Genomic DNA, 20035 nt, shown 5'->3' with positions numbered 1-20035 from the left:
GAATTGCGACAACACTCCTACACGTCGATCCGCGGCAGGACGACGAATGATCATTCACTTGATCGAAAAACCCACAAGCACGCCACCGCGACTGCCGAAGAAAACAGCTCGGCGGTCAATAATCGGACGAATAATCGAATTCGTTAATCGAATTCGTTACAAGGAGTTTCCTTGCGCATCTGCAGGCTGTCCACCGGTGGCAAGTGCGGCAAATCCCAGTTCCATGTCCCCTACCGTAGACATGCCGGTGGACAGTGACTCGGAACACTGTTGCCGTCGATCCATCGGCATCGAGCATGCCGTCCATCCAAAGCGGCAGCGCCATGCCTGGAGCACCTTGCGTCGATAGCGCACGGCGCAAGCCGATGGCCCGCGCAGCTGGGCGGGCGAGCGCGACGAGGTGGATCGACGCGGCTATCCGTGCGCTGCAGCGGTTCCAGGCGCGCGCGAAAACGGTGCGCCCGGTAGGTCAAGCACCGCCCGGGCACGGCGGCGGCCTTGGCGACGCCGGAACGCCGCATCGCCTGCGGCAGATGCGCTGCCGCGGGCGAAGCGGCACCGGTCGAGGCGTGCGCGCCGATCGCTGCGCGGGCCGGCAGGCACGCGCCGGCCGCCGCGTGCCTGGCCGCTCAGCCCAGCGGTTCGTCCGACAGGTAGGTGTAGCCGGTCAGCCCCGCTTCCAGCGCCGCCGACAAGGCCTGCGCCTGCTCGGCCGGCAGTTGCGCGGCGGCCACGCGCTCGGCGTAGGCCGCGCGCAGGTCGGCCAGTGCATAGCCCACGTAGTCCAGCATCACGTCGGTGGTGTCGCCGCGGCGCTGCTGGGCGATGCGGTAGCCGTCGCCATCGGCGCTGACTTCGATCGCATCGGTGTCGCCGAACAGGTTGTGGATGTCGCCGAGGATCTCCTGGTAGGCGCCGACCAGGAAGAAGCCGATCCGGTAGCTCTCGCCCGGGCGCAGTTCGTGCAGCGGCAGCGAGCTGTCCAGGCTCTCGTTCTCGACGTAGGTCTTGACCATGCCGTCGGAGTCGCAGGTCATGTCGCAGATCACCCCGCGCCGCGCCGGCGCTTCGTTCAGCCGCTCGATCGGCACGATCGGGAACACCTGGTCGATCGCCCACACGTCGGGGATCGATTCGAACACGCTGAAGTTGACGAAGTACTTGTCCACCAGCCGCTCGTTGAGCTCGTCCAGCACCGGGCGGTGGCTCTTCTCCTCGTGGCTCAGGCGCGCGCGCACGCCATGCGCGATCGCATAGAACAGGTCGTCGATGCGCGCGCGCTGCGGCAGGTCGATCTGGCCCAGCGCGTAGCTGGACAGGCCTTCGGCATGGAAGTGCTGCGCTTCCTGGAACAGCTCCACCGCCGGGCGCACGTCCAGTTCGTCGTGGATCTCGCGCAGGTGGCGGATCGCCGCCGGCTCGTCGGCGTGCGCGTCGGGCACGCGCCCTTCCGGCGCCTGCTCCACTTCGGAGACGTTGGCGATCAGCACCGCATGGTGCGCGGTCATCGCGCGGCCGCACTCGGTGACGATGCGCGGCGGCGCCAGGCCGTGCTCCTCGCAGGCGTTGGCCAGCGGCTGCACGATGTTGCTGGCGTAGGAATGCAGGCCGTAGTTGATCGAGCAGTAGCTGCGCGAACGGGTGCCTTCGTAGTCGATGCCCAGGCCGCCGCCGACGTCGACGTGGCTGATCTTCGCGCCCAGCTTGGACAGCTCGACGAAGTAGCGCGTGGCCTCGCGCATGCCGTTGGCGATGTCGCGTACGTTGGAGATCTGCGAGCCCATGTGGAAATGCAGCAGGTTCAGCGACTCGGCGTACTCGGTGTCGCGCAGCGTCTTCCACAGGTCCAGCACCTGCCGCGGCGACAGCCCGAACTTGGCCTTGTCGCCGCCGCTGTTCTGCCACTTGCCCGCGCCCAGCGAGGCCAGGCGCATGCGCACGCCCAGGCCCGGCTTCACCTCCAGCGCGCGCGCCTCCTCCAGCACCAGCTTCAGCTCCGACGGCTTCTCGATGACGATGAAGGTCTGCAGCCCCAGCTTGCGCCCGATCAGCGCCAGGCGGATGTATTCGCGGTCCTTGTAGCCGTTGCACACGATCAGCCCGCCCGGCCGCGACAGCGCCAGCACCGCCATCAGTTCCGGCTTGCTGCCCGCTTCCAGGCCGAAGCCCTCGCCCTGGTGGCTGGCCAGGGTGCCGGCCACGCCGCGGTGCTGGTTGACCTTGATCGGGTACACCGCGGTGTAGCCGCCGGCGTAGTCCCAATCGGCCTGGGCCTGGGCGAAGGCGGCCTGCAGCTTGCCCAGGCGCTCGCCGAGGATGTCCGGGAAGCGCACCAGCATCGGCAGCTTGGCGCCGGCCGCGCGCGCCGCGTCCACCACCTCGGGCAGCGCGATCGCCACGCCGTCGGCGCCCTGCGGCCGCACCACCACCCGGCCGGCCGCATCCACGTCGAAATACCCATCGGCCCAGTGCGGGATCGAATAGGTCTTGCGGGCTTGGTCGAGGGACCAATCGCTCATCGTGGCGGCTCGGCGGGGAAAAGGGGCGTGGATTGTAACGCCTGCTACGCGTGGGCTCCGTTACAATCCGTGCCGACCTGACGCCCCTCTCCCCGGCGGAGCGGGGTCTGGTGAGGGTTCGCGTGCCGCGCGGTTCGGGTGCACGAGGCCGCGCCCACCCTCATCCGGCGCAGGGTTGGGCCGGCATCGCGTGGTCTGGCTGCGCGGGGCTGCGCCCTGCCCTCATCCGGCGAAGGGTGGTGTCTGGCGTCGCGTGGTCTAGCTGCGTGAGGCTGCGCCCCACCCTCATCCGGCGCGTCGCGCCACCTTCTCCCGGTGGGAGAAGGATGAGTCCGTCTTCTTTCTTGCTTTCCTAGGAATCTTCTGCATGAGCGCCAACGACAACTGGTACATCGAACACTTCCAGCCCACCGGCTCGGCCATCGGCTACCGCATCACCGGCAAGCTGGACGAGGTGCAGTCGCCGTTCCAGAAGATCGAGATCTACGACACCACCGACTGGGGCAAGTTGATGGTGATCGACGGCGCGGTGATGCTGACCACACGCGACAATTTCTTCTACCACGAGATGATCAGCCACCCGGCGCTGTTCACCCACGCCGCGCCCAAGCGCGTGGTGATCATCGGCGGCGGCGACTGCGGCACCCTGCGCGAGGTGCTCAAGCACCCGGGCGTGGAAAGTGCCACCCAGTGCGACATCGACGAGCAGGTCACGCGCATGGCCGAGAAGTACTTCCCGGAACTGTGCGAGTCCAACGCCGATCCGCGCGCCGAGCTGCTGTTCGACGACGGCATCGCCTACATGGCCAACTGCCCGGCCGGCAGCGTGGACATCGTCATCGTCGATTCGACCGATCCGGTCGGCCCGGCCGAAGGCCTGTTCAACAAGGCGTTCTACGCCAGCTGCTTCGAGGCGCTGAAGGACGACGGCATCCTGGTCCAGCAGTCCGAATCGCCGCTGGCGCTGCTGGACCTGATCAAGGAAATGCGCACCGAGATGGGCAAGGCCGGCTTCGCCAGCTTCCACACCGTGCCGTTCCCGCAGCCGTGCTACCCGACCGGCTGGTGGAGCGTGACCCTGGCGCGCAAGTCCGGCGGCTTCGACTTCCGCCAGGCCGACGCGGCGGCCAAGCCGTTCGCCACCCGCTACTACAGCGCGCACCTGCACACCGGCACCCAGGTGCTGCCGCCGTTCGTGGCCGAGGCGCTGGGCGCCTGAGCGACCGGCCCCGACGCCCGGCCGCAGCGACCGCGGAACGCGACACCGGCTTGCCGGTGTCGCATGGGCGGCGCCGCCTCAGCCGCTACAGCGCGTCCGCATCCAGTTCGCCGGTACGGATCCGCACCACCGTGCCCAGGTCGTAGACGAACACCTTGCCGTCGCCGATCTTGCCGGTGCCGGCCGCCTTGACGATGGCCTCGAGCACGCGCTCGACCTGGTCCTCGGTGACCGCCACTTCCAGCTTCACCTTGGGCAGGAAATCGACCACGTACTCGGCGCCGCGGTACAGCTCGGTGTGGCCCTTCTGCCGGCCGAAACCCTTGACCTCGGTGACGGTGATGCCGGCCACGCCCTGCGCGGCGAGCGCTTCGCGCACGTCGTCGAGCTTGAACGGCTTGATCACGGCCATGATCATCTTCATGCGGCTTTCTCCAATCACAATGGCCTCAGGATAGCGCGGTTGCGCGATACCCGGCCGCCGGGTTCAAATGGCGCGCGCCCCATCGCCGGAATTTTCCGACAGCGCGCCGCGCCCGATACCGATGGCCCCGAACCGAAGGGTGCCGCAGTCTGGCGCTCCCTGCCGGAGCATCGCCATGATCGACCTCAATCACCTCGACGACCTCGCCCGCCGCCTCAGCGACCTGGTGCCGCCAGGCCTGCGCGAATCCCGCGACGAACTGCAGAGCACCTTCAAGAGCGCGCTGCAGGCCGGGCTGGGCAAGCTCGACCTGGTCACCCGCGAGGAATTCGACGTGCAGCGCGCGGTGCTGCTGCGCACCCGCGAGAAGCTGGAAGCGCTGGAACGCAGCGTCGCCGCGCTGGAAGCCGCGCGCAGCGGCGACGCGCCGTCCGCGCAAGCCTGACCCACCCGCCACCATGAGCCTGGCGCTGGTGCACAGCCGTGCCCGCGCGGGGGTGCTTGCGCCTCCGGTTCGGGTCGAGGTCCATCTGTCCGGCGGACTGCCGGCGACGCAGATCGTCGGCCTACCCGAGGCCGCGGTACGCGAATCGCGCGATCGCGTACGCGCCGCCATCCTGTGTGCGCAATACGAGTTCCCGGCGCGGCGCATCACCGTCAACCTGGCCCCGGCCGACCTGCCCAAGGAAGGCGGCCGCTTCGACCTGCCGATCGCGCTGGGCATCCTCGCCGCCGCCGGGCAACTCGACCCGCAGGCGCTGGGCCACTACGAATTCCTCGGCGAACTGGCCCTGACCGGCGAATTGCGCCCGGTGGACGGCGTGCTGCCGGCGGCACTGGCCGCCGCGCAGGCCGGACGCACGCTGATCGTACCGGCGGGCAACGGTCCCGAAGCGGCGCTGGCGCAGCACGTGCAGGCGTTCACCGCGCGCACCCTGCTCGAGGTCTGCGCGCTGTTGAACGGCACCAAGACCTTGCCCGCCGCCGAAGCCCTGCCGGCCGCGGCCACGCCGTTTCCCGACCTGAGCGACGTGCGCGGGCAGGCGCAGGCGCGGCGTGCGCTGGAGATCGCCGCCGCCGGCCACCACCACCTGCTGCTGATCGGCAGCCCGGGCTGCGGCAAGACCCTGCTGGCCTCGCGCCTGCCCGGGATTCTGCCCGAGGCCAGCGAGGCCGAGGCGCTGGAAGCGGCGGCGATCGCCTCGGTCAGCGGCCGCGGTCTGGACCCGGCGCGCTGGCGGCAGCGGCCCTACCGCGCACCGCATCACACCGCCAGCGCGGTGTCGCTGGTCGGCGGCGGCACCCATCCGCGCCCGGGCGAGATCTCGCTGGCGCATCGCGGCGTGCTGTTCCTCGACGAATTGCCCGAGTGGAACCGGCACGCGCTGGAAGTGCTGCGCGAGCCGCTGGAATCTGGCACGGTCACCGTCTCGCGCGCCGCACGCAGCGCCGAATTCCCCGCCCGCTTCCAGCTGGTCGCGGCGATGAATCCCTGTCCCTGCGGCTGGGCCGGCGATGCCAGCGGCCGTTGCCGCTGCAGCGACGACAGCATCCGCCGTTATCGCGCGCGCATCTCCGGCCCCTTGCTGGACCGCATCGACCTGCATGTGGATGTGCCACGGTTGCCGCCGCAGGCGCTGCGCGCCGACGCCGCTCCCGGCGAGAGCAGCGCCACCGTGCGCGACCGGGTGGAGCAGGCGCGGCAACGCCAGCTCGCACGCGCCGGCGGCCCCAACGGCCAGCTCGGCCATAGCGAAACCCTGCGCGACTGCCGCCTGCAACCGCGCGACGAAGCGCTGCTGGAACACGCCATCGACCGCCTGCGCCTGTCGGCGCGCTCCTTGCACCGCATCCTGCGCGTGGCGCGCACCATCGCCGATCTGGCTGGCAGCGACGCGATCGCCACCGCGCACCTGACCGAAGCGATCGGCTATCGGCAACTGGATCGCGGCGAGCCCACTTCGCCTCAGCCGGGTTCGTTTGCGCGCGCAGGCGAAGCGCGGCACGCGGCGCGATAGCGCCAAGCGTGCAGGCGCAGCAGCCGCCTGGTCTGCATGCGTCCACGGCACGGAGCCGCGTAGCGGCCTGGCATACCGCAACGCGCATGCCGCAAGCGGGTGCGGCGGCGACGCAGCAGGGCACGCTGCACACAAAGCGCCGCAGTTGTGCGATAGCGCCATCCCGCCGCCTGCCGCCGACCACGGTTGCTGGCCGCACATCACGGCAATGCCGGCCAGCATCGCTTCCGATCATTTCCGCGCGACGGGCGACGGTCCGTCAGCGCGGATGCCTGCGTGGCTTCAACCTACCGGCACCGATGTCACGAACTCGGCCAGCAAGGCATTGCAGCGCCGCGCATGGGTGAAGGTCATCCCGTGCGAGGCGCCGGCGAGGACGTGGTGGCGCGCATCGGGCAACCACTCGGCCAGCGCGGACGCGTTGTCGCGGTACTGCGCCGGACTCAGTTCGCCGCTGACCAGCAGCACCGGCAGCGCCAGCGCCGCGGCCTTTTCGCGGTCGTAGGCCGGCAGCGCATCGCCGATCTGCGGCACCAGGGTCTGCGCGTTGTCGCGCACCATCTGCCGGAACGTCGCGCTGCTGCGCGCCCAGGCGCCGGGCTGGCTGACCGAATCGACGAAGCATTCCAGGCCGACCTCGACCTGCCCGTCGCGCAGCAAGGCGATCGCCCGCGCGCGGATCGCCACCACCTCCTCCGGCAGGCCCTGCGGCTGCGGCCCGCCCGGATCGAACAGGCTCAGGCTGGCGATCGCCGCCGGCTGCCGCAGCGCGGCCTGCCAGGCCACGGCGGCACCGCGCGAGTGCCCGACCAGATGCACCGGTTGTCCGTAGCTGGCGAGGAACCCGGCAACCTGCTGCGCATGCCAACGCCAGCCGAAGCGATGCCGCAGCGACGAGGGCAACTGCGGGAAATACTGGCCCAGGCTCAGTGCGGCGACCTCGAAGCCCTCGGACAGGCCGCGCAGTTGCGGCGCCCAATAGCGGTAGTCGCACAGCGCACCATGCACCAGCACCACCGGGGCGCCGTCGCCGAGCCGCAGGTAGGCCAGCGCATCGTCGTCGCCCAGCAAGTGCACCGCAGGCTTGCCTAGCGGGGTGCGCGGACCGATCACCGGTGGCCTCCGGCAAGGGGCCGCAACGGAGCCCGCCCCACGACATTCATGGCGGCCTCGCTGACACGGGCACCGGAGAGGATGCGAAAGAGATGGCCCGCCCTGGACCGCCGCGAACGTAGAAACCGCGGCCGCGAGCGTCTCAGCGGCGGCGCCGGCACGACGGAGGACGTCGTGTTGTGTGCGCCGCACGCGCTGGCGATGCAGCCCAGCGAAATCCAGCGCGGCATCCCGGGGAGCGGCGGCGTCACGCGCCCAAGACCGCCGGTCGCCGCAATGCCGAAGGCGATGCAGGCCAGCGGCGGAAGGAATTCCATGCGCGATGGACGATGATGCGGAGCGCGCGGAGAGACACGCAGTGCGCGCCGGCCTTTCGACGCAGAGGGTGCCAGCGCGGCATCCCGAGCCGTACTAGTCCGCGCAGCGGCGTCATACGCCGCAGGCCGACGATCGCCGCAGCGCCGAAGGCGGTGTCCACCACCGGCAGGATTCGCGGTCGAAGAGGCCATGCAGGCTGGGGACCCGGAGGGATTCGAAATTTAAGCACAATCTCTTGTTCTATAAATGAAAAATGCAGAATTCAAGGCACAAATGCCCCCATTAATGCCCCCAAATTTTGTAGACATCCATGGACATCATTGGACAGCAGCACGCAACTAAGCCATAGCTGAATCAGGGTGGCACAGCAGAAGTGACTCTGCCGGTCCAAAGCCTCGCCCTCTTCTTCAGAATGCAAACAGCCTTCGTTCTAACTGATCCTGCCTGACTTCAAGTCCATGCCGTAGTGACCCTTGCCCTCCAGCCAGATGCTCTGCGTTGAACGCGCGCGAGCGCGCTACATTGATCGCGGGCGAGTAGCGCAGAAAGCCGAGCCAAATCAAGTCATAGAAGCTCAAAACACACTGACCGGCAAGCTCACATTTGCCCAATAGAAGACCTGACAGCTTCATCGCAACGGCCTATGCCAGATGTTGCACGGTGTCGCATGAAAAAGTGGATGCGTAGCATCGTCTCCAGCGGGTATGGCTGACGGCCTGGCTGCCAGGCTTCGGGTAGTGCGGTCGACCAGCACCAGCAGGCCCTCCGCGGCACCACCTGATCCACTCGGACAGAAACACCTCTCGACGCGTCCGCTTGCGCTTGCCGTTGTACTCCGCGTCACAGCAGCTTCTCTGAACGGGCTCGATCGAGGGGAAGAATACTTCGATCCAGTGCTTGCGATTGCCGCCAATCGCAAGCTGTGAGAGGACAGGAGGCAAAGATGAGGTGCCCTAACGGTGCATGGCAGCAGTCAGAATGTCAGAAACTGACGTAGAATTCTTACTTCCCACGAGGGCTGACATGAACCTGCCAGAGTCGATCATGCTGCATGCGCGATCCCTGACCGAGGGAGGCGTCCTTTCCCCAAAGGAATTCCTGCATCTTGGAAGCAGGGCCGCGATTGACCAAGCCTTTTCTCGCCTTGCGAAGGAGGGCAAGTTGCTACGTGTCGCGCGGGGAACATATGTTGCCCCGGTCCCTTGCCGGTCCGGCGCACGCCCGCCTTCGCCCGACAAGGTCGTAAAGTCAATCGCCGAGCAGAGCGGCGACATGGTCGCCTCGCATGGAGCCAGTGCCGCGAACCTTCTGGGGCTGACCAGGCAAGTGCCTGCAGAAGAGGTCTTCCTCACGTCCGGGCGTACCAAGAAGCTGCAGCTTGGACGCTCGGAGGTGCTCGTGAAGCACGCGCCCCAATGGATGCTGGTGCTGGGCAGCAGTCCGGCAGGTGCAGCAATACGCGCCCTTGCCTGGATGGGCCCGGCGCATGCGAGCAAGGCCCTGATCGCACTACGACGCACCCTTCCCCCACCTGAATGGCACGCGCTGACGAGCTCGCGCGCCATCCTTCCATCGTGGCTGGCGCAGGCGATCGGCAAGGAGTCCGTACGTGGCTGAGCCCATGGCCGGTTGCCTTGCGGACCTCCCTTCCACTGCGCCCGCAGAGGCGCGCAATTGAACGTCCTTCTCCATGGCGTAGACACGGCGAGATCCAAGCAGATGCGCCAGCCGCGCCGATATGCCCACGATCCAGGGAGCACGCCAGATAGGCGGGAGGGCAACTACGTCCCCCGTGATCACGTTGTCCAGCCCGACACCAAGAAACCTAGCCCATACATGTCCAAGTACAAATTCGTAGACCTATTCTCCGGCTGTGGCGGCCTTTCGCTAGGACTGTCCATGGCAGGGCTACAAGGCAGGTTCGCCGTGGAGCGGGACCCGATGGCGTTCGAGACGTTCTCCGACAACTTCCTCGGGGACAGGAAAGTTCCGGTCGACAAGTTCGATTGGCCATCCTGGCTGAAAAAGCAGGCCTGCGGTATCGACGAGCTATTGGACAACCATCGTGGCGAACTTGCCGGCCTTCGGGGCGAGATCGATGTGCTCGCTGGCGGCCCGCCATGCCAGGGATTTAGCTTCGCTGGCCGGAGACAGGAGGCCGACCCCCGGAACCAGTTGTTCGAGAAGTACGTGCAGGTCGTAGACGCCATACGGCCGTCGATCCTGGTACTGGAGAACGTTCCTGGTATGAAGGTCGCGCATTCGAGCAAGGGGATCGAGCAGGAAGAAGGAGCGGAGGCGCAGGTCCCGGAGTCCTACTACGAGAAGCTCAAGAGAAGCCTCGAAGGCATTGGCTATGAAGTACACGGCCAGATCGTGGATGCATCCCTGTTCGGGGTGCCCCAGCGGCGTTCGCGCCTGATCGTCATTGGAATAGCTGGGCATCTAGCGTCAAGGCTCGAGGGAGGCGTCATGCATGCCTTCAAGGCACTTGGGTCGAAGCGGCTGGAGATGCTCGCCAAGCATGGGCTTCCCAAGACCAAGCTTGTCTCGGCCCAAGATGCGATATCGGATCTCTTGGTCAAGCGCACCTTCACCACCACTTGCGTCGATCCCTTCTCGCCCAAGGGTTTCGAAGAGCCTGTGTATCTCGGCCCATCGACTAGCTACCAGAAGCTGATGCACAAGCATTGCCGGACTGATGCCATGGACAGCATGCGCCTCGCGCGGCACGGGGACGAGGTACGGGAGCGGTTCCGGGCGATCATCAAGGAGTGCACCCAAGGAGTAAGGATGAACGAGGCAAGCCGGGCACGGTTCGGAATCAAGAAACACCGGGTCTACCCCATGTCGGCCTGGGAACCCGCGCCGACGATCACCACCCTACCGGACGATGTCCTTCACTACTCCGAGCCCAGGATCCTCACCGTGCGGGAAAGCGCCCGGTTGCAGAGTTTCCCTGACTGGTTTCGCTTCCGCGGCAAGTTCACGACCGGCGGCAAGATGCGTACCAAGGAATGCCCCCGCTACACCCAGGTAGGCAACGCAGTCCCCCCGCTACTCGCCGAGGCCATCGGCCTTGCCGTTATGTCCATCCTCGACCAGTTGAAGCAATCGACCAAACAGCAAGCAAGAGCTAGCGTGGCAAGGCAGCCCGCGCTCGCAGTGGCCATGGCATAAAGAAGGTAGAGGGAACTCATGGAAAATGCATCGAAGGCGAGTCCAAGGTTCCCGAAGGACCTCCTTGAATGGGCCGGACATCACTCGGGTGGCGTCAAGCGCTTGTTTGATCCTGGCAGCGGCCGGCCTGGCAGGGAGCTGCTGCGTACTCGCTTGATCTCGCGGCTCGAGGTCTGGGCGCAGGAGGCAGCATCCGGAGCGCCGGGAACCCCTCGCATACTGCTACTGGTAGGTGGCCCCGGGAACGGAAAGACCGAGGCGATCGAGCACACGATCAACTGCCTAGACAAGGGACTGGCAGCCAAGGGAAAGCTGATCGAAAGCCTGTCAGAGGCGTTCCACCCACCCGCCGGCAAAGCCGTCGCCCGGGTTGTCGACATCGACGCGGGTAACCTCGCCTCCGTGCCACGGCAGATGCAATTGTCCATCGTGCAGGACGCGTCAGCCACGGCCGGGCAAGAGGGACGCCCCGCTCCGGAGTTGCTGGTGGAGGAGCTTCTTGGACTGCTCGATAGCACCCCTGGACGCTACTATCTGTGCTGCGTCAATCGTGGTGTTCTGGACGACGCATTGATCCACGCGCTTGACCATGGCCTTGGCCGAGCGCGGGACTTGCTCGAGGCGGTCACACGGTCCGTCAGCCTTTCTTCCACCGCGCCTTCATGCTGGCCGCTGGTCGATTTCCCTGAAGTTGCCGTCTGGCCAATGGATGTCGAGTCATTGCTGGTCAGTCCCGACGAGGGGCTACCCTCTCCTGCCTCGACCCTCATTGCATACGCCACGAGTCCGACGCACTGGCCCGGTGCCGGCGAATGCCCCGCCGGTGACGACTGCCCCTTTTGCCATAGCCAGCGCCTGCTAGCTCGCGAAGAGCCCCGTATCGCATTGCTTCAGATCCTGCGCTGGTACGAACTGGCAAGTGGCAAGCGCTGGAGCTTCCGCGATCTCTTCTCCCTTGTCTCCTACTTGCTCGCGGGCAGCCGCCCTGCAGGCCAGGACCAGCAAGGCGATCCTTGCCAGTGGGCCGCGTACTTGATGGAGCAAGACAAGGCGGCCGAACAAGCGAGCACCCCCCGGCGACAGCAGTTGACCGCCGCATTCCACCTTGCGACCTCCGGCTACCAGCACGCGCTTTTCCATCGTTGGGAACCGGAAGCAGCCAGCGCGTTGCGACACGGCATCAAGGACTTAATGCTCGACAAGGAGAAGCCCGAGGTTCGCGTCCTGCTAGGGCTCCAGCATTTCCTGCAGGAGCGCAAGGACTCATACCTGCCGGCGGCGATCGGTTCCCTGCTGGAGAACCTGGTAGACCTGCTGGACCCGGCAATGGCTAGCCCTGACGTCGAGGTGGCGGTCAGCGGCCGGAGCAAGGTACTGCTTGGCGAGCTCGACACCCGGTTCAGCCGCTCCATCGTGGGCGGTATCGAGTTCGTCCGCAAGTACCAAGTACTGGCAAAAACCGAGCTCGAGCTGTTGCGCAAGCTAGCCAAGGCAGATGACTTGCTTTCCTCGGCCTCCGTCCGCCGGAGGAACCCGGCAGCGGCAAGTCGCTTGCAGCGAATCGTTCGCGACTTCGCGTGTCGGTTGGTCAGGCGCAGCGTCTGCACGCGCTCTGCCGTCGTGGCCGACGTGAACATCCTCGAGGCCTTCCAGCAAGTAGTAGAAGACGACGACAGGGGCCAGAGGTTGTTCGAGGTGGCGAAACAGGTGAAGAACCTACTCAACAATGGGCAAGACTTTGAAGTTTCGCTTACCACCACCTTTGGGCAACCGCTTCCGCCGCAACAGCGACAAGCCATCTTGGTAGTGCCAGTTCGCCAGGTCAGGATGCTTCGCCTTCCTACCGCCGGACGGCCCCGATCCCCTCTCTGCTTCCTCGAGGTGGGGAGCGGCCAATCCCTGCAATCAATCGCATTGACATACGAGCTTTTCAAGGCGGTCAAGGAACTGGAGCGCGGCTTGTCGCCCGCATCCCTGCCTCGTACGGTCGTCGCCTTGCTCGATACCACCAAGGCCAGGTTGTCCGGCCCGATCGTGAGGGACCCTGGGATCCTCGGGGATGCACGGATCAGGATCGGTGCGGATGGTACGGAGGTCAGCCCTTCCTGGGACGACAGGTTCGTTTCAGTCGCGAAGGAGAAACAAGCATGACGCTCGCCGCTTTCAGGCAGTCTCCCTGGCAAACGTCCCACCCTGCATACAAGGATTCCGCGCTTGCCATCAGCCCCGCGCCGGAATACGCAAGCTCGGAGGTGCTGGTCGCGTCCCTCTACCGCACCATTGGATTCGAATCCATCAGCGAAGGGAGCGTGCCGCAGGCTGGTCGTGAATTGGATCAAAAACTGCAGAAGCGGCGGGACAAGAGGCAAGGGGCGCCGACAGGCGCGACGCTCGGCGTGGAGGACTGGAATGCGGTACTGCATGGAGTACTGGAAAGCCCAAAGCTCCCCAACCAATCCGCCAAGCGCTTTCTGCAGGTCACTCCGCTCGTTCCGTCGCTGGCGCCGTTTTCAGGATCGGCGCGACTAAGTAGCAACTCCTGGCGGGCCGGCGGCCTCGTGAGGCGCATGGTCTGGCTCGGCTCCCCGGATCACGAGGCTGCCAAAGCACTCTGGGAAGCCCTCTTTGCCGCGCTCGGCGTGGATAGCCAGGACGATGTCTTCGCGCGCTGGCTCGAGCAAGAAACCGCCGCGTGGGGGAACGCGTCTTCCTGGCAGTTGGCGCCAGTCCCCAGGTCGGAGGTCGCCAATCTCACGAGCGACGACTTCGACAATGTGCGGTTCATGCCCGCGCGCCGATTCGCCAAGGACCTGCATGCGCTCATCCAGGCCAAGCACTCGATGACTCGTCGGCAATGGGAAAGTTTGCTGGAAGCGATCCTCCGGCTTGCCGCCGTGGCGCACGTGACATGGCTTTGCGATGTGCAAGCACGAATTTGGCGCTGCCTATCGGAGGCGCTCGAAGGCGCTGGCCCTGTCGGGACCGATGCGACACGGGAATTGATCTTTCCCGCTAGCGCTCAGTACATGGCATACGGGGGCAAGGCCCTGAACGGGTTGAAGGACAAGGCTTCTAGCTACCTTCTCGCTCGGTTGGGAATAAACACCCTCCTCTGGTCGCTCTCCGACGCAGGTATCCCATGCCCTGAGGATATCTCGTCGAGCGAAGGAGTTGCCCGTCTGTGCGCGCACCTCCGTGACAACAGGAAGCTCCTATCGGATGCCGAAACGCTGGCGGCTCTTGTCGATATCAGGGAGCAAGAGGCTCGCGCGCTGAATTGCAAGAAGGGCATCGGCGCCAACATCCTCGAGTTTGCGAGGCACACGCTCGGCCAACGGCAGACGGCAGTCCAATTGCTGAGAGGATATGACCAGGGCTACGTGCTCAAGAAGAAGGGAAGCAGTTCCTCGAGTCCCTGGATCGTGTCCCTCGGGCCCGTCGCCGTCCTCGCACTCGTCCACTGCGCGCTCGCCGGCATGGGAGGGCCCCGGTCGATCCACAGGTTGAGCCAGCACCTGGCGGCATACGGTGTCATCGTCGACCGGCAGGACATCGCCCGGAACGACCTCGGCCACCAGCTCAGGATGCTCGGCCTAGTGCTCGATAGCCCGGATGCAGAGAGCGGAATGTTGTTGCTCCCTCCGTTTCCCGCGAACCCGGCACTAGGTCAAGAACAATGAAAAGACTCGTACATAGCTTGGCCAGCATCATCCGCGAAAAGGTCCAAGGCGCAGCGCGTGAGCAAGCAAGCGACAAGCTCGAGTCCAGATTCGTCTTCCACGGGCCCCCGCTCGGGATCCTCGAGAAGGTATTCGACGAGCTCGTCGCTCCCGGTGGAATAAGCGTCACCCATGGCCAGGACGCTGCAGAAGCCATGCTACCCGTGCTGCTACAGCTTCCGGCTGGCAAGGGGGCTGGCCCCAATCCAGATATCGGCGTTTCCGGCAAGTGCGACGAAAGCCATCTACTACATATCCGCAACGATCCAAACATGGCTAGCTTCGTGGCGCTCATGCCACCCGGCCAGCACAACAATAGGTCGGTGGCCTCGACGACGGAAGAGTTCGGCATGAACGTCTCCAACAACACGGGCCACGCCACGTTCGAGACGTGGTGGGATGACGGCTTCATCCAGGAACTGGTTAGTCGAAGCCTGAAGGATGCTGGCATCGCCGATGATTCAATGGACGACGCGAGGTTGCTTGTAAGGCGGACGGCAGCGTCGGCGGACGAGGTAGCTCCAGGTGAAGGCACGTGGCAGTTGCTCTCGCGCCTCTATTCCATCCATGACGATACGCAGGGCTTGCTGCCTGGCTCGGCCCTGGCGCTCGCCTGTGGCGTACCACCGTTGCAGGACGGCAGCATTGCGGCCAAGCTGCAACTCGGCATCCTGGACGGGATCGCCGACGAGATGGCCGATGGGTTCAAGGCCGGCGTGGATCGCCTTGCGGCGCTTGCCACGGCCGAGTCTACGAAGCAGTCCCTTCAGGCCTTCCTTTCGCACGTGCAGGCAAGGTGCAACGTACCGACGATCTTCGAGCGCGCCGCCTCGGCCTTCTACTTGCCATCGACGGCTCTTGAGCTCGAGCCCCCGCCATCGTGGTGGCTAGGCCTTACGAGCGAGTGCTGGCTGGAGCTCCTCGCGGAAGAACCCGACGCGCAGATTGGCGACCTCGCGATCAGCTGTACCAACTCCGTTCTCCCCGTGACCCCTGGCATGCCCGCGATCGTCCGCGCCGGTGTCGAGCTTTCCATATCGGCAGGGGCACTTGCAGACCAGGCGATCGAGGTGTTGCTCACGGGCGGGTCCCTCGGCAAGACGGGCACGTCTATACATGTTGCACCGGCGGCGAAAACGCCGTACCACGATGTGCTTCCTTCGAGCGGCCAACGCTCCCCGACCACCTACAAGGTGGTCGCTAGCGGGCGAAGGGCCGCCACCACCCGGGTAGTGTCGCTTGCAAGCTGGCTCCCGGGGATCATCGTCACATCCCGCATGGCATCCAAGCTTTCGCTGCCAAAGAAGCCCCGCAAGGGAGTTGGACGCGCGGATTGGGAATCCGCGCTGTCGGTCCCTGGCTCGGGACGCTTCGAACTCCTCATCCTCGGCGCCGAGGGCGTCACCGTCACGCAAGCAGAGGCAGTGCCGGACGATGCGACGGAGCAAGCCCTGGAGGCGACGCAAACACTACAGCTTCATGCAGCGAAAGACGGTGGCTACCAGGTAGAGATAGACGCCGACGGCAACTACCAGTTGGTTGTCTCCTTCGTGGTGCCAGGGCGAGGCACGGAAACCTGCAGGGTCTACGTCACGTGCGAGGAGGCGAAGGAGGAAGGTTGCCGGAGCGAGTTCGAGCGCCTGATCAAGCTCAATCGTCGGCACCTGGAAAGATTCGACAGCAAGGCAATCGTGCAGCTTGATCGACATGCTCGTTCGTCGAGCCTGCAGGCGTGGATGCTCGATGAGCAGAGCGTTGGCAGGTCCTTCATCCCCTTGGTGCTCTCCGACGACTATGCGACCAAGTGGACATTCCCGGACTGGGAAGCGCCCGCCGGCCCCGTCCTTTCGGAGGCGCGCTTCCTCCACGATCCAAGGCCCGAGGCTTCACTGTTCGTGCCCCCGCCGGGGTTCGTCGAGGCCCGCAAGGAAATTGCCAGCCGGGTGAGGGCCACTAGCGACCAAGCGGGCCTCCTGGAATCCGCACCGCTTGGCAAGTGGCTCGCCAGGGACCCCGACTTTCGCGCAGTCGTCGAGACGTACCTCGATGCATACACGGCGTGGCTCGCTGCAGATCGCGACGTAGCGTGCTGGGTGGACGTGGTCGCTGTTTGCCCGAGGGAGGCCGACGGCCGAACACTCGCTCGCGTGCCTGACGCGATCATCCTTTCCCCGTTGCATCCCCTGCGCCTGGCTTGGCATTGCCTCGCACAAGGAGTGCTCTACGACGCGGCCGAAGGCGACGTGCCGCGCCCCTGCCCTGCGGCCAGCATTCTGGACCCGGACTGCATACCCGACCTACTGGTCATGTCGCTCCAGACGCCCGGGGGGCCCACCGGTGTCGACCGCGTTCCATTCCTGTCCGTCGAGTGCAACTCCGACTATTGGTCGGTGCTGTGGAACGGCGCGCGACTCGGCCAGATCGCAGACAAGTCGCGGCAGCCGCCCTTCGACGACGCATTCGGCTTGATCGTGGGTGGCATCTCCAGTGGGTTCAGTCCTGCCCAGGTCGCGCGCGCCCTCGAGGACGTCTCCGATCTTCTGGCGGCAAAGCCAATCGTCAGTGTCGTCCTATCGAGTGGTGGTGGTGCAACGGATGCTTGCACCGAAGGGCTAGCGACCTGGTGCACCAGACGATTCGGGGCTAGCGAGGCCACTGTTCCTCGGCAAGGCGTGGGCTCGAGGATCCTAGAGGTCTTCGACACGAGGCCATCCAGCTCGCGTCCGGACCAAGCCACGATCGCCAACCTGTCAGAGGACACCAGCAACCGCGTCCGCTGGTTCGAGAAGCAGCCGGCGGGAGCCAAGCCGGACCTCGGGATCATTGCCCAGTTGGACTCGGCGCAACCAGAATCCACCTCCGTAGGCATGCGTTCCCCGTTGGGGACGGGGGGCCTGATCCGTCACAGGATCAGGCGCCAACTACATGGGGCATTCCTCAGCGAGTCGCGCCAAGCCCTGGCGGCACCGCCCTCGGGCGAGATGTTCGCTGACAAGGTCGCCCACTGCATCGGCGCCCTAGAGGATAGCCACGACGACGCTATAGGGCTCCAGTTCGCGCCCAACGTGCATGCTGTCTCCAGCATGCTCGAGGAGAAGAAGGCTGGCTTCGTCGCGGTGTCCTCCTCCGCGATCGACCCAGCGTGTTTCCTGGGAGGCTGGATCAAGGGGACGTACCTGTGGGACTACGACCTGCCGTCATACTCCCACCGTGCAGGCGACACCAGTGGCTACTACCTGCTGTCGCAAGTGAGGGACGCCGATCGCGATGCGCTCGGGCGGGTCCTGCGCCCCCTGCCAGGCTGCAGCGAGCTCGACGAAGGCCAAATCGAGCAGGTCCTGCTCGAGGTCGCCCGGCGAGGCATCCCGACGGTGCGCGGCCTGTCCGGCGGCGACTCCGGGGCGACTGGCGACCTTGGGCTATTCCTCGCGGTCCGGCTCCTCCAGGACCAGTTCCGTACATCAGGCAACCTGGACAGCCTCCTGCCCGTGCTCTCCGGTACGCCGGACGATGCCTCCATCGCGATAATCATCCCAGTGGATCCCTTCCGCGGCTATCTCGCTGACCTAGCCTTATCGCTTGGCAAGGACCGGAAGGAAGCGTCGCTCTCTCGCCCAGACCTTCTGGTCGTCGGCTTCCGTGTGAGCGAGGGCTCGACCCGCATCCACCTCACCCCGCTAGAGGTGAAATGCCGCCAGCAGAGCAACACCCTCAGCACGAACGACGCGAAGGAAGCGCTTGGCCAGGCAAGGGCGCTTTCCTCGTTGCTGAAGGCAATGGAGCTGCGCGCCACCCAGTCACTGGCGTGGAAGCTGGCATACCAGCACCTCTTGCTCTCAATGATCGGCTTTGGACTGCGCGTCTACAGCCAGCACGAGCTCGTCAGGGAACAGGCCGGGCGATGGGCCGGCTACCACGAGCGCATCGCAGCCGCGATACTGGGCCCATCCCCCGAAATCACAATAGACCTCCATGGTCGCCTCATCGTGGTGGATGGATCACCCCTAAGCGACGCGCACGACCACGATGGGGACGGCTTCCGCGAGAGCATCGCCATCTCGCCAATGGACGCAGGGCGGATCGTGGGCGGCGATGCCCAGGCGTTCTACGAGGCCGTCCGCGCCAAGGTCGGGGACTGGAACCTACTTCCACTTGCACCTGCAGCCAGTGCTGCATCAGCTCGCGCCGTCGAGCCTGAGAATCCTCAATCAGCGCCATCCAGCGGCATGGAATCCGAGGGCGATGACGCGGTGCAAGTGCCCCGCCCAGAAGAAGAGGTTCCCGCCGGGCCCCTCGTGCAAGAGGAACCCTTCGCGCCAACTGCAGCAGCGGCCACAATATCCTGCGAGAACGACACAGGTATCGCCCTCTCCATAGGCAGGACCGTCGATGGATTCGAACCTCGCCCGCTTGCCCTGAACGTGTCGGACACGCGGCTAAACCACCTGAACATCGGCGTGGTAGGTGACCTCGGTACCGGGAAGACGCAGCTACTGAAGTCGCTAATATTCCAGATTGCCACCGCAAGGCGAGAGAACCGCGGCATCAAGCCAAGGTTCCTGGTATTCGACTACAAGCGTGACTACAGCAGTACCGAATTCGTCGCGGCCACTGGTGCACGCGTGGTCAAGCCTTCGCGTCTTCCGCTCAACTTATTCGATACCACGTCCATGGGAGAGTCCGTGGCCCCATGGCTGGACAGGTTCCGTTTCTTCGCCGATGTCCTCGACAAGGTGTACTCGGGCATAGGCCCGGTACAGCGCGACAAGCTCAAGGGCGCAGTCCGCAGCGCGTACGAGGCTTGTTCCTCGCAAGGGCGGCAGCCAACCATATACGACATCCATGCCGAGTACCGCGAATTGCTTGCGGGCAAGTCCGACGCGCCGATGGCGATCATCGACGACCTCGTGGACATGGAGGTGTTCGAGAAGGATCCTGCCAAGACGAGGCCATTCGACGAGTTTCTCGACGGCATCGTCGTGGTGTCGCTTGACGCGATGGGCCAGGATGACCGCAGCAAGAACATGCTGGTGGCCATCATGCTGAACATGTTCTACGAGAACATGCTCAGGACACCCAAGCGTCCCTTCGTCGGGAGCGATCCACAACTGCGCGTGATCGACTCGTACCTCCTAGTCGACGAGGCCGACAACATCATGCGCTACGAGTTCGATGTCCTACGCAAACTGCTCCTGCAAGGCCGGGAGTTTGGCACCGGCGTGATCCTGGCCTCGCAATACCTGAGGCACTTCAAGACTGGTACAACGGACTACCGCGATCCGTTACTGACATGGTTCATTCACAAGGTGCCGAATGTAACGCCCGCGGAACTAGGCGCCCTTGGCTTCACATCTGACCTGGGAGACTTGTCCGAGAGGGTCAAGACCTTGGCCAACCACCACTGCCTCTACAAGACGGCTGGTGTTTCCGGCGAGGTAATACGAGGCCTGCCCTTCTACGAGTTGGAGAAAGACACGTCAGGGGAAACCTAGGAGGCAACTTGGTCGACTCCCTATCCCCTAGCG

11 protein-coding genes and 1 pseudogene are annotated in these 20035 nt (G+C 65.2%); 8 read left to right on the top strand and 4 right to left on the bottom strand.

Features of this window, described 5'->3' with window-relative positions; genetic code table 11:
- Nucleotides 1–629 precede the first annotated feature (629 nt).
- Entirely contained in the window at nucleotides 630–2519 is a 1890-nt protein-coding gene (gene speA, locus NRY95_02745) for an arginine decarboxylase (GenBank protein UYC16913.1), read from the bottom strand.
- 367 nt (nucleotides 2520–2886) lie between these two features.
- On the opposite strand from speA, the gene speE reads away from it, so the two are divergent.
- Nucleotides 2887–3738: a polyamine aminopropyltransferase gene (gene speE, locus NRY95_02740; protein UYC16912.1), complete on the top strand. Its 852-nt coding sequence runs from the start codon at nucleotides 2887–2889 to the stop codon at nucleotides 3736–3738.
- Nucleotides 3739–3823: 85 nt separating this feature from the next.
- On the opposite strand, the gene NRY95_02735 is transcribed toward speE, so the two are convergent.
- Nucleotides 3824–4162: a P-II family nitrogen regulator gene (locus tag NRY95_02735; protein UYC16911.1), complete on the bottom strand. Its 339-nt coding sequence runs from the start codon at nucleotides 4160–4162 to the stop codon at nucleotides 3824–3826.
- Between the two features lie 175 nt (nucleotides 4163–4337).
- Between NRY95_02735 and NRY95_02730 the strand changes: the two genes are divergently transcribed.
- Together NRY95_02730 and NRY95_02725 are read left to right on the top strand one after the other, a co-directional pair.
- Complete coding sequence (locus tag NRY95_02730; GenBank protein UYC16910.1) at nucleotides 4338–4607, top strand: accessory factor UbiK family protein; 270 nt, start codon at nucleotides 4338–4340, stop codon at nucleotides 4605–4607.
- 13 nt (nucleotides 4608–4620) lie between these two features.
- Nucleotides 4621–6180: a YifB family Mg chelatase-like AAA ATPase gene (locus tag NRY95_02725; protein UYC16909.1), complete on the top strand. Its 1560-nt coding sequence runs from the start codon at nucleotides 4621–4623 to the stop codon at nucleotides 6178–6180.
- A gap of 282 nt (nucleotides 6181–6462) precedes the next feature.
- On the opposite strand, the gene NRY95_02720 is transcribed toward NRY95_02725, so the two are convergent.
- Complete coding sequence (locus tag NRY95_02720; GenBank protein UYC16908.1) at nucleotides 6463–7293, bottom strand: alpha/beta fold hydrolase; 831 nt, start codon at nucleotides 7291–7293, stop codon at nucleotides 6463–6465.
- A 990-nt stretch (nucleotides 7294–8283) separates the two neighbouring features.
- Nucleotides 8284–8480 (bottom strand): annotated as a pseudogene (locus NRY95_02715) (IS5/IS1182 family transposase).
- A 154-nt stretch (nucleotides 8481–8634) separates the two neighbouring features.
- Here NRY95_02715 and NRY95_02710 point away from each other — a divergent pair.
- The 5 genes from NRY95_02710 to NRY95_02690 all read left to right on the top strand — a co-directional run bounded on the left by NRY95_02710 (nucleotide 8635) and on the right by NRY95_02690 (nucleotide 20002).
- Nucleotides 8635–9228, top strand: a complete 594-nt coding sequence (locus NRY95_02710) for a type IV toxin-antitoxin system AbiEi family antitoxin domain-containing protein (GenBank protein UYC16907.1) — start codon at nucleotides 8635–8637, stop codon at nucleotides 9226–9228.
- Nucleotides 9229–9510: 282 nt separating this feature from the next.
- Nucleotides 9511–10791 carry a DNA cytosine methyltransferase gene (locus tag NRY95_02705; protein ID UYC18478.1) on the top strand — a complete coding sequence of 427 codons (1281 nt, stop codon included), beginning with the start codon at nucleotides 9511–9513 and terminating at the stop codon, nucleotides 10789–10791.
- Between the two features lie 18 nt (nucleotides 10792–10809).
- A complete protein-coding gene (locus NRY95_02700; protein UYC16906.1) occupies nucleotides 10810–12942 on the top strand; it encodes a hypothetical protein in 2133 nt (710 codons plus the stop codon).
- Complete coding sequence (locus tag NRY95_02695) at nucleotides 12939–14471, top strand: hypothetical protein (protein ID UYC16905.1); 1533 nt, start codon at nucleotides 12939–12941, stop codon at nucleotides 14469–14471. The genes NRY95_02700 and NRY95_02695 overlap by 4 nt, the downstream gene beginning before the upstream one ends.
- A 17-nt stretch (nucleotides 14472–14488) precedes the next feature.
- Nucleotides 14489–20002: a hypothetical protein gene (locus NRY95_02690; protein ID UYC16904.1), complete on the top strand. Its 5514-nt coding sequence runs from the start codon at nucleotides 14489–14491 to the stop codon at nucleotides 20000–20002.
- Nucleotides 20003–20035 lie beyond the last annotated feature (33 nt).

It is taken from the genome of Xanthomonas campestris pv. phormiicola, from assembly GCA_025666215.1.
In the GTDB taxonomy this organism is placed as follows: Bacteria; Pseudomonadota; Gammaproteobacteria; order Xanthomonadales; family Xanthomonadaceae; genus Xanthomonas_A; species Xanthomonas_A campestris_A.
This window is presented reverse-complemented; position numbering and strand designations above follow the sequence as displayed.

Excerpts from the sequence above, each read along its gene's own strand:
- NRY95_02705 (UYC18478.1), top strand. The coding sequence starts at position 9,511 with ATGGCAGGGCTACAAGGCAGGTTCGCCGTGGAGCGGGACCCGATGGCG.
- NRY95_02710 (UYC16907.1), top strand. The coding sequence starts at position 8,635 with ATGAACCTGCCAGAGTCGATCATGCTGCATGCGCGATCCCTGACCGAG.
- NRY95_02695 (UYC16905.1), top strand. The coding sequence starts at position 12,939 with ATGACGCTCGCCGCTTTCAGGCAGTCTCCCTGGCAAACGTCCCACCCT.
- speE (UYC16912.1), top strand. The coding sequence starts at position 2,887 with ATGAGCGCCAACGACAACTGGTACATCGAACACTTCCAGCCCACCGGC.
- NRY95_02735 (UYC16911.1), bottom strand. The coding sequence starts at position 4,162 with ATGAAGATGATCATGGCCGTGATCAAGCCGTTCAAGCTCGACGACGTG.
- NRY95_02725 (UYC16909.1), top strand. The coding sequence starts at position 4,621 with ATGAGCCTGGCGCTGGTGCACAGCCGTGCCCGCGCGGGGGTGCTTGCG.
- speA (UYC16913.1), bottom strand. The coding sequence starts at position 2,519 with ATGAGCGATTGGTCCCTCGACCAAGCCCGCAAGACCTATTCGATCCCG.
- NRY95_02730 (UYC16910.1), top strand. The coding sequence starts at position 4,338 with ATGATCGACCTCAATCACCTCGACGACCTCGCCCGCCGCCTCAGCGAC.
- NRY95_02700 (UYC16906.1), top strand. The coding sequence starts at position 10,810 with ATGGAAAATGCATCGAAGGCGAGTCCAAGGTTCCCGAAGGACCTCCTT.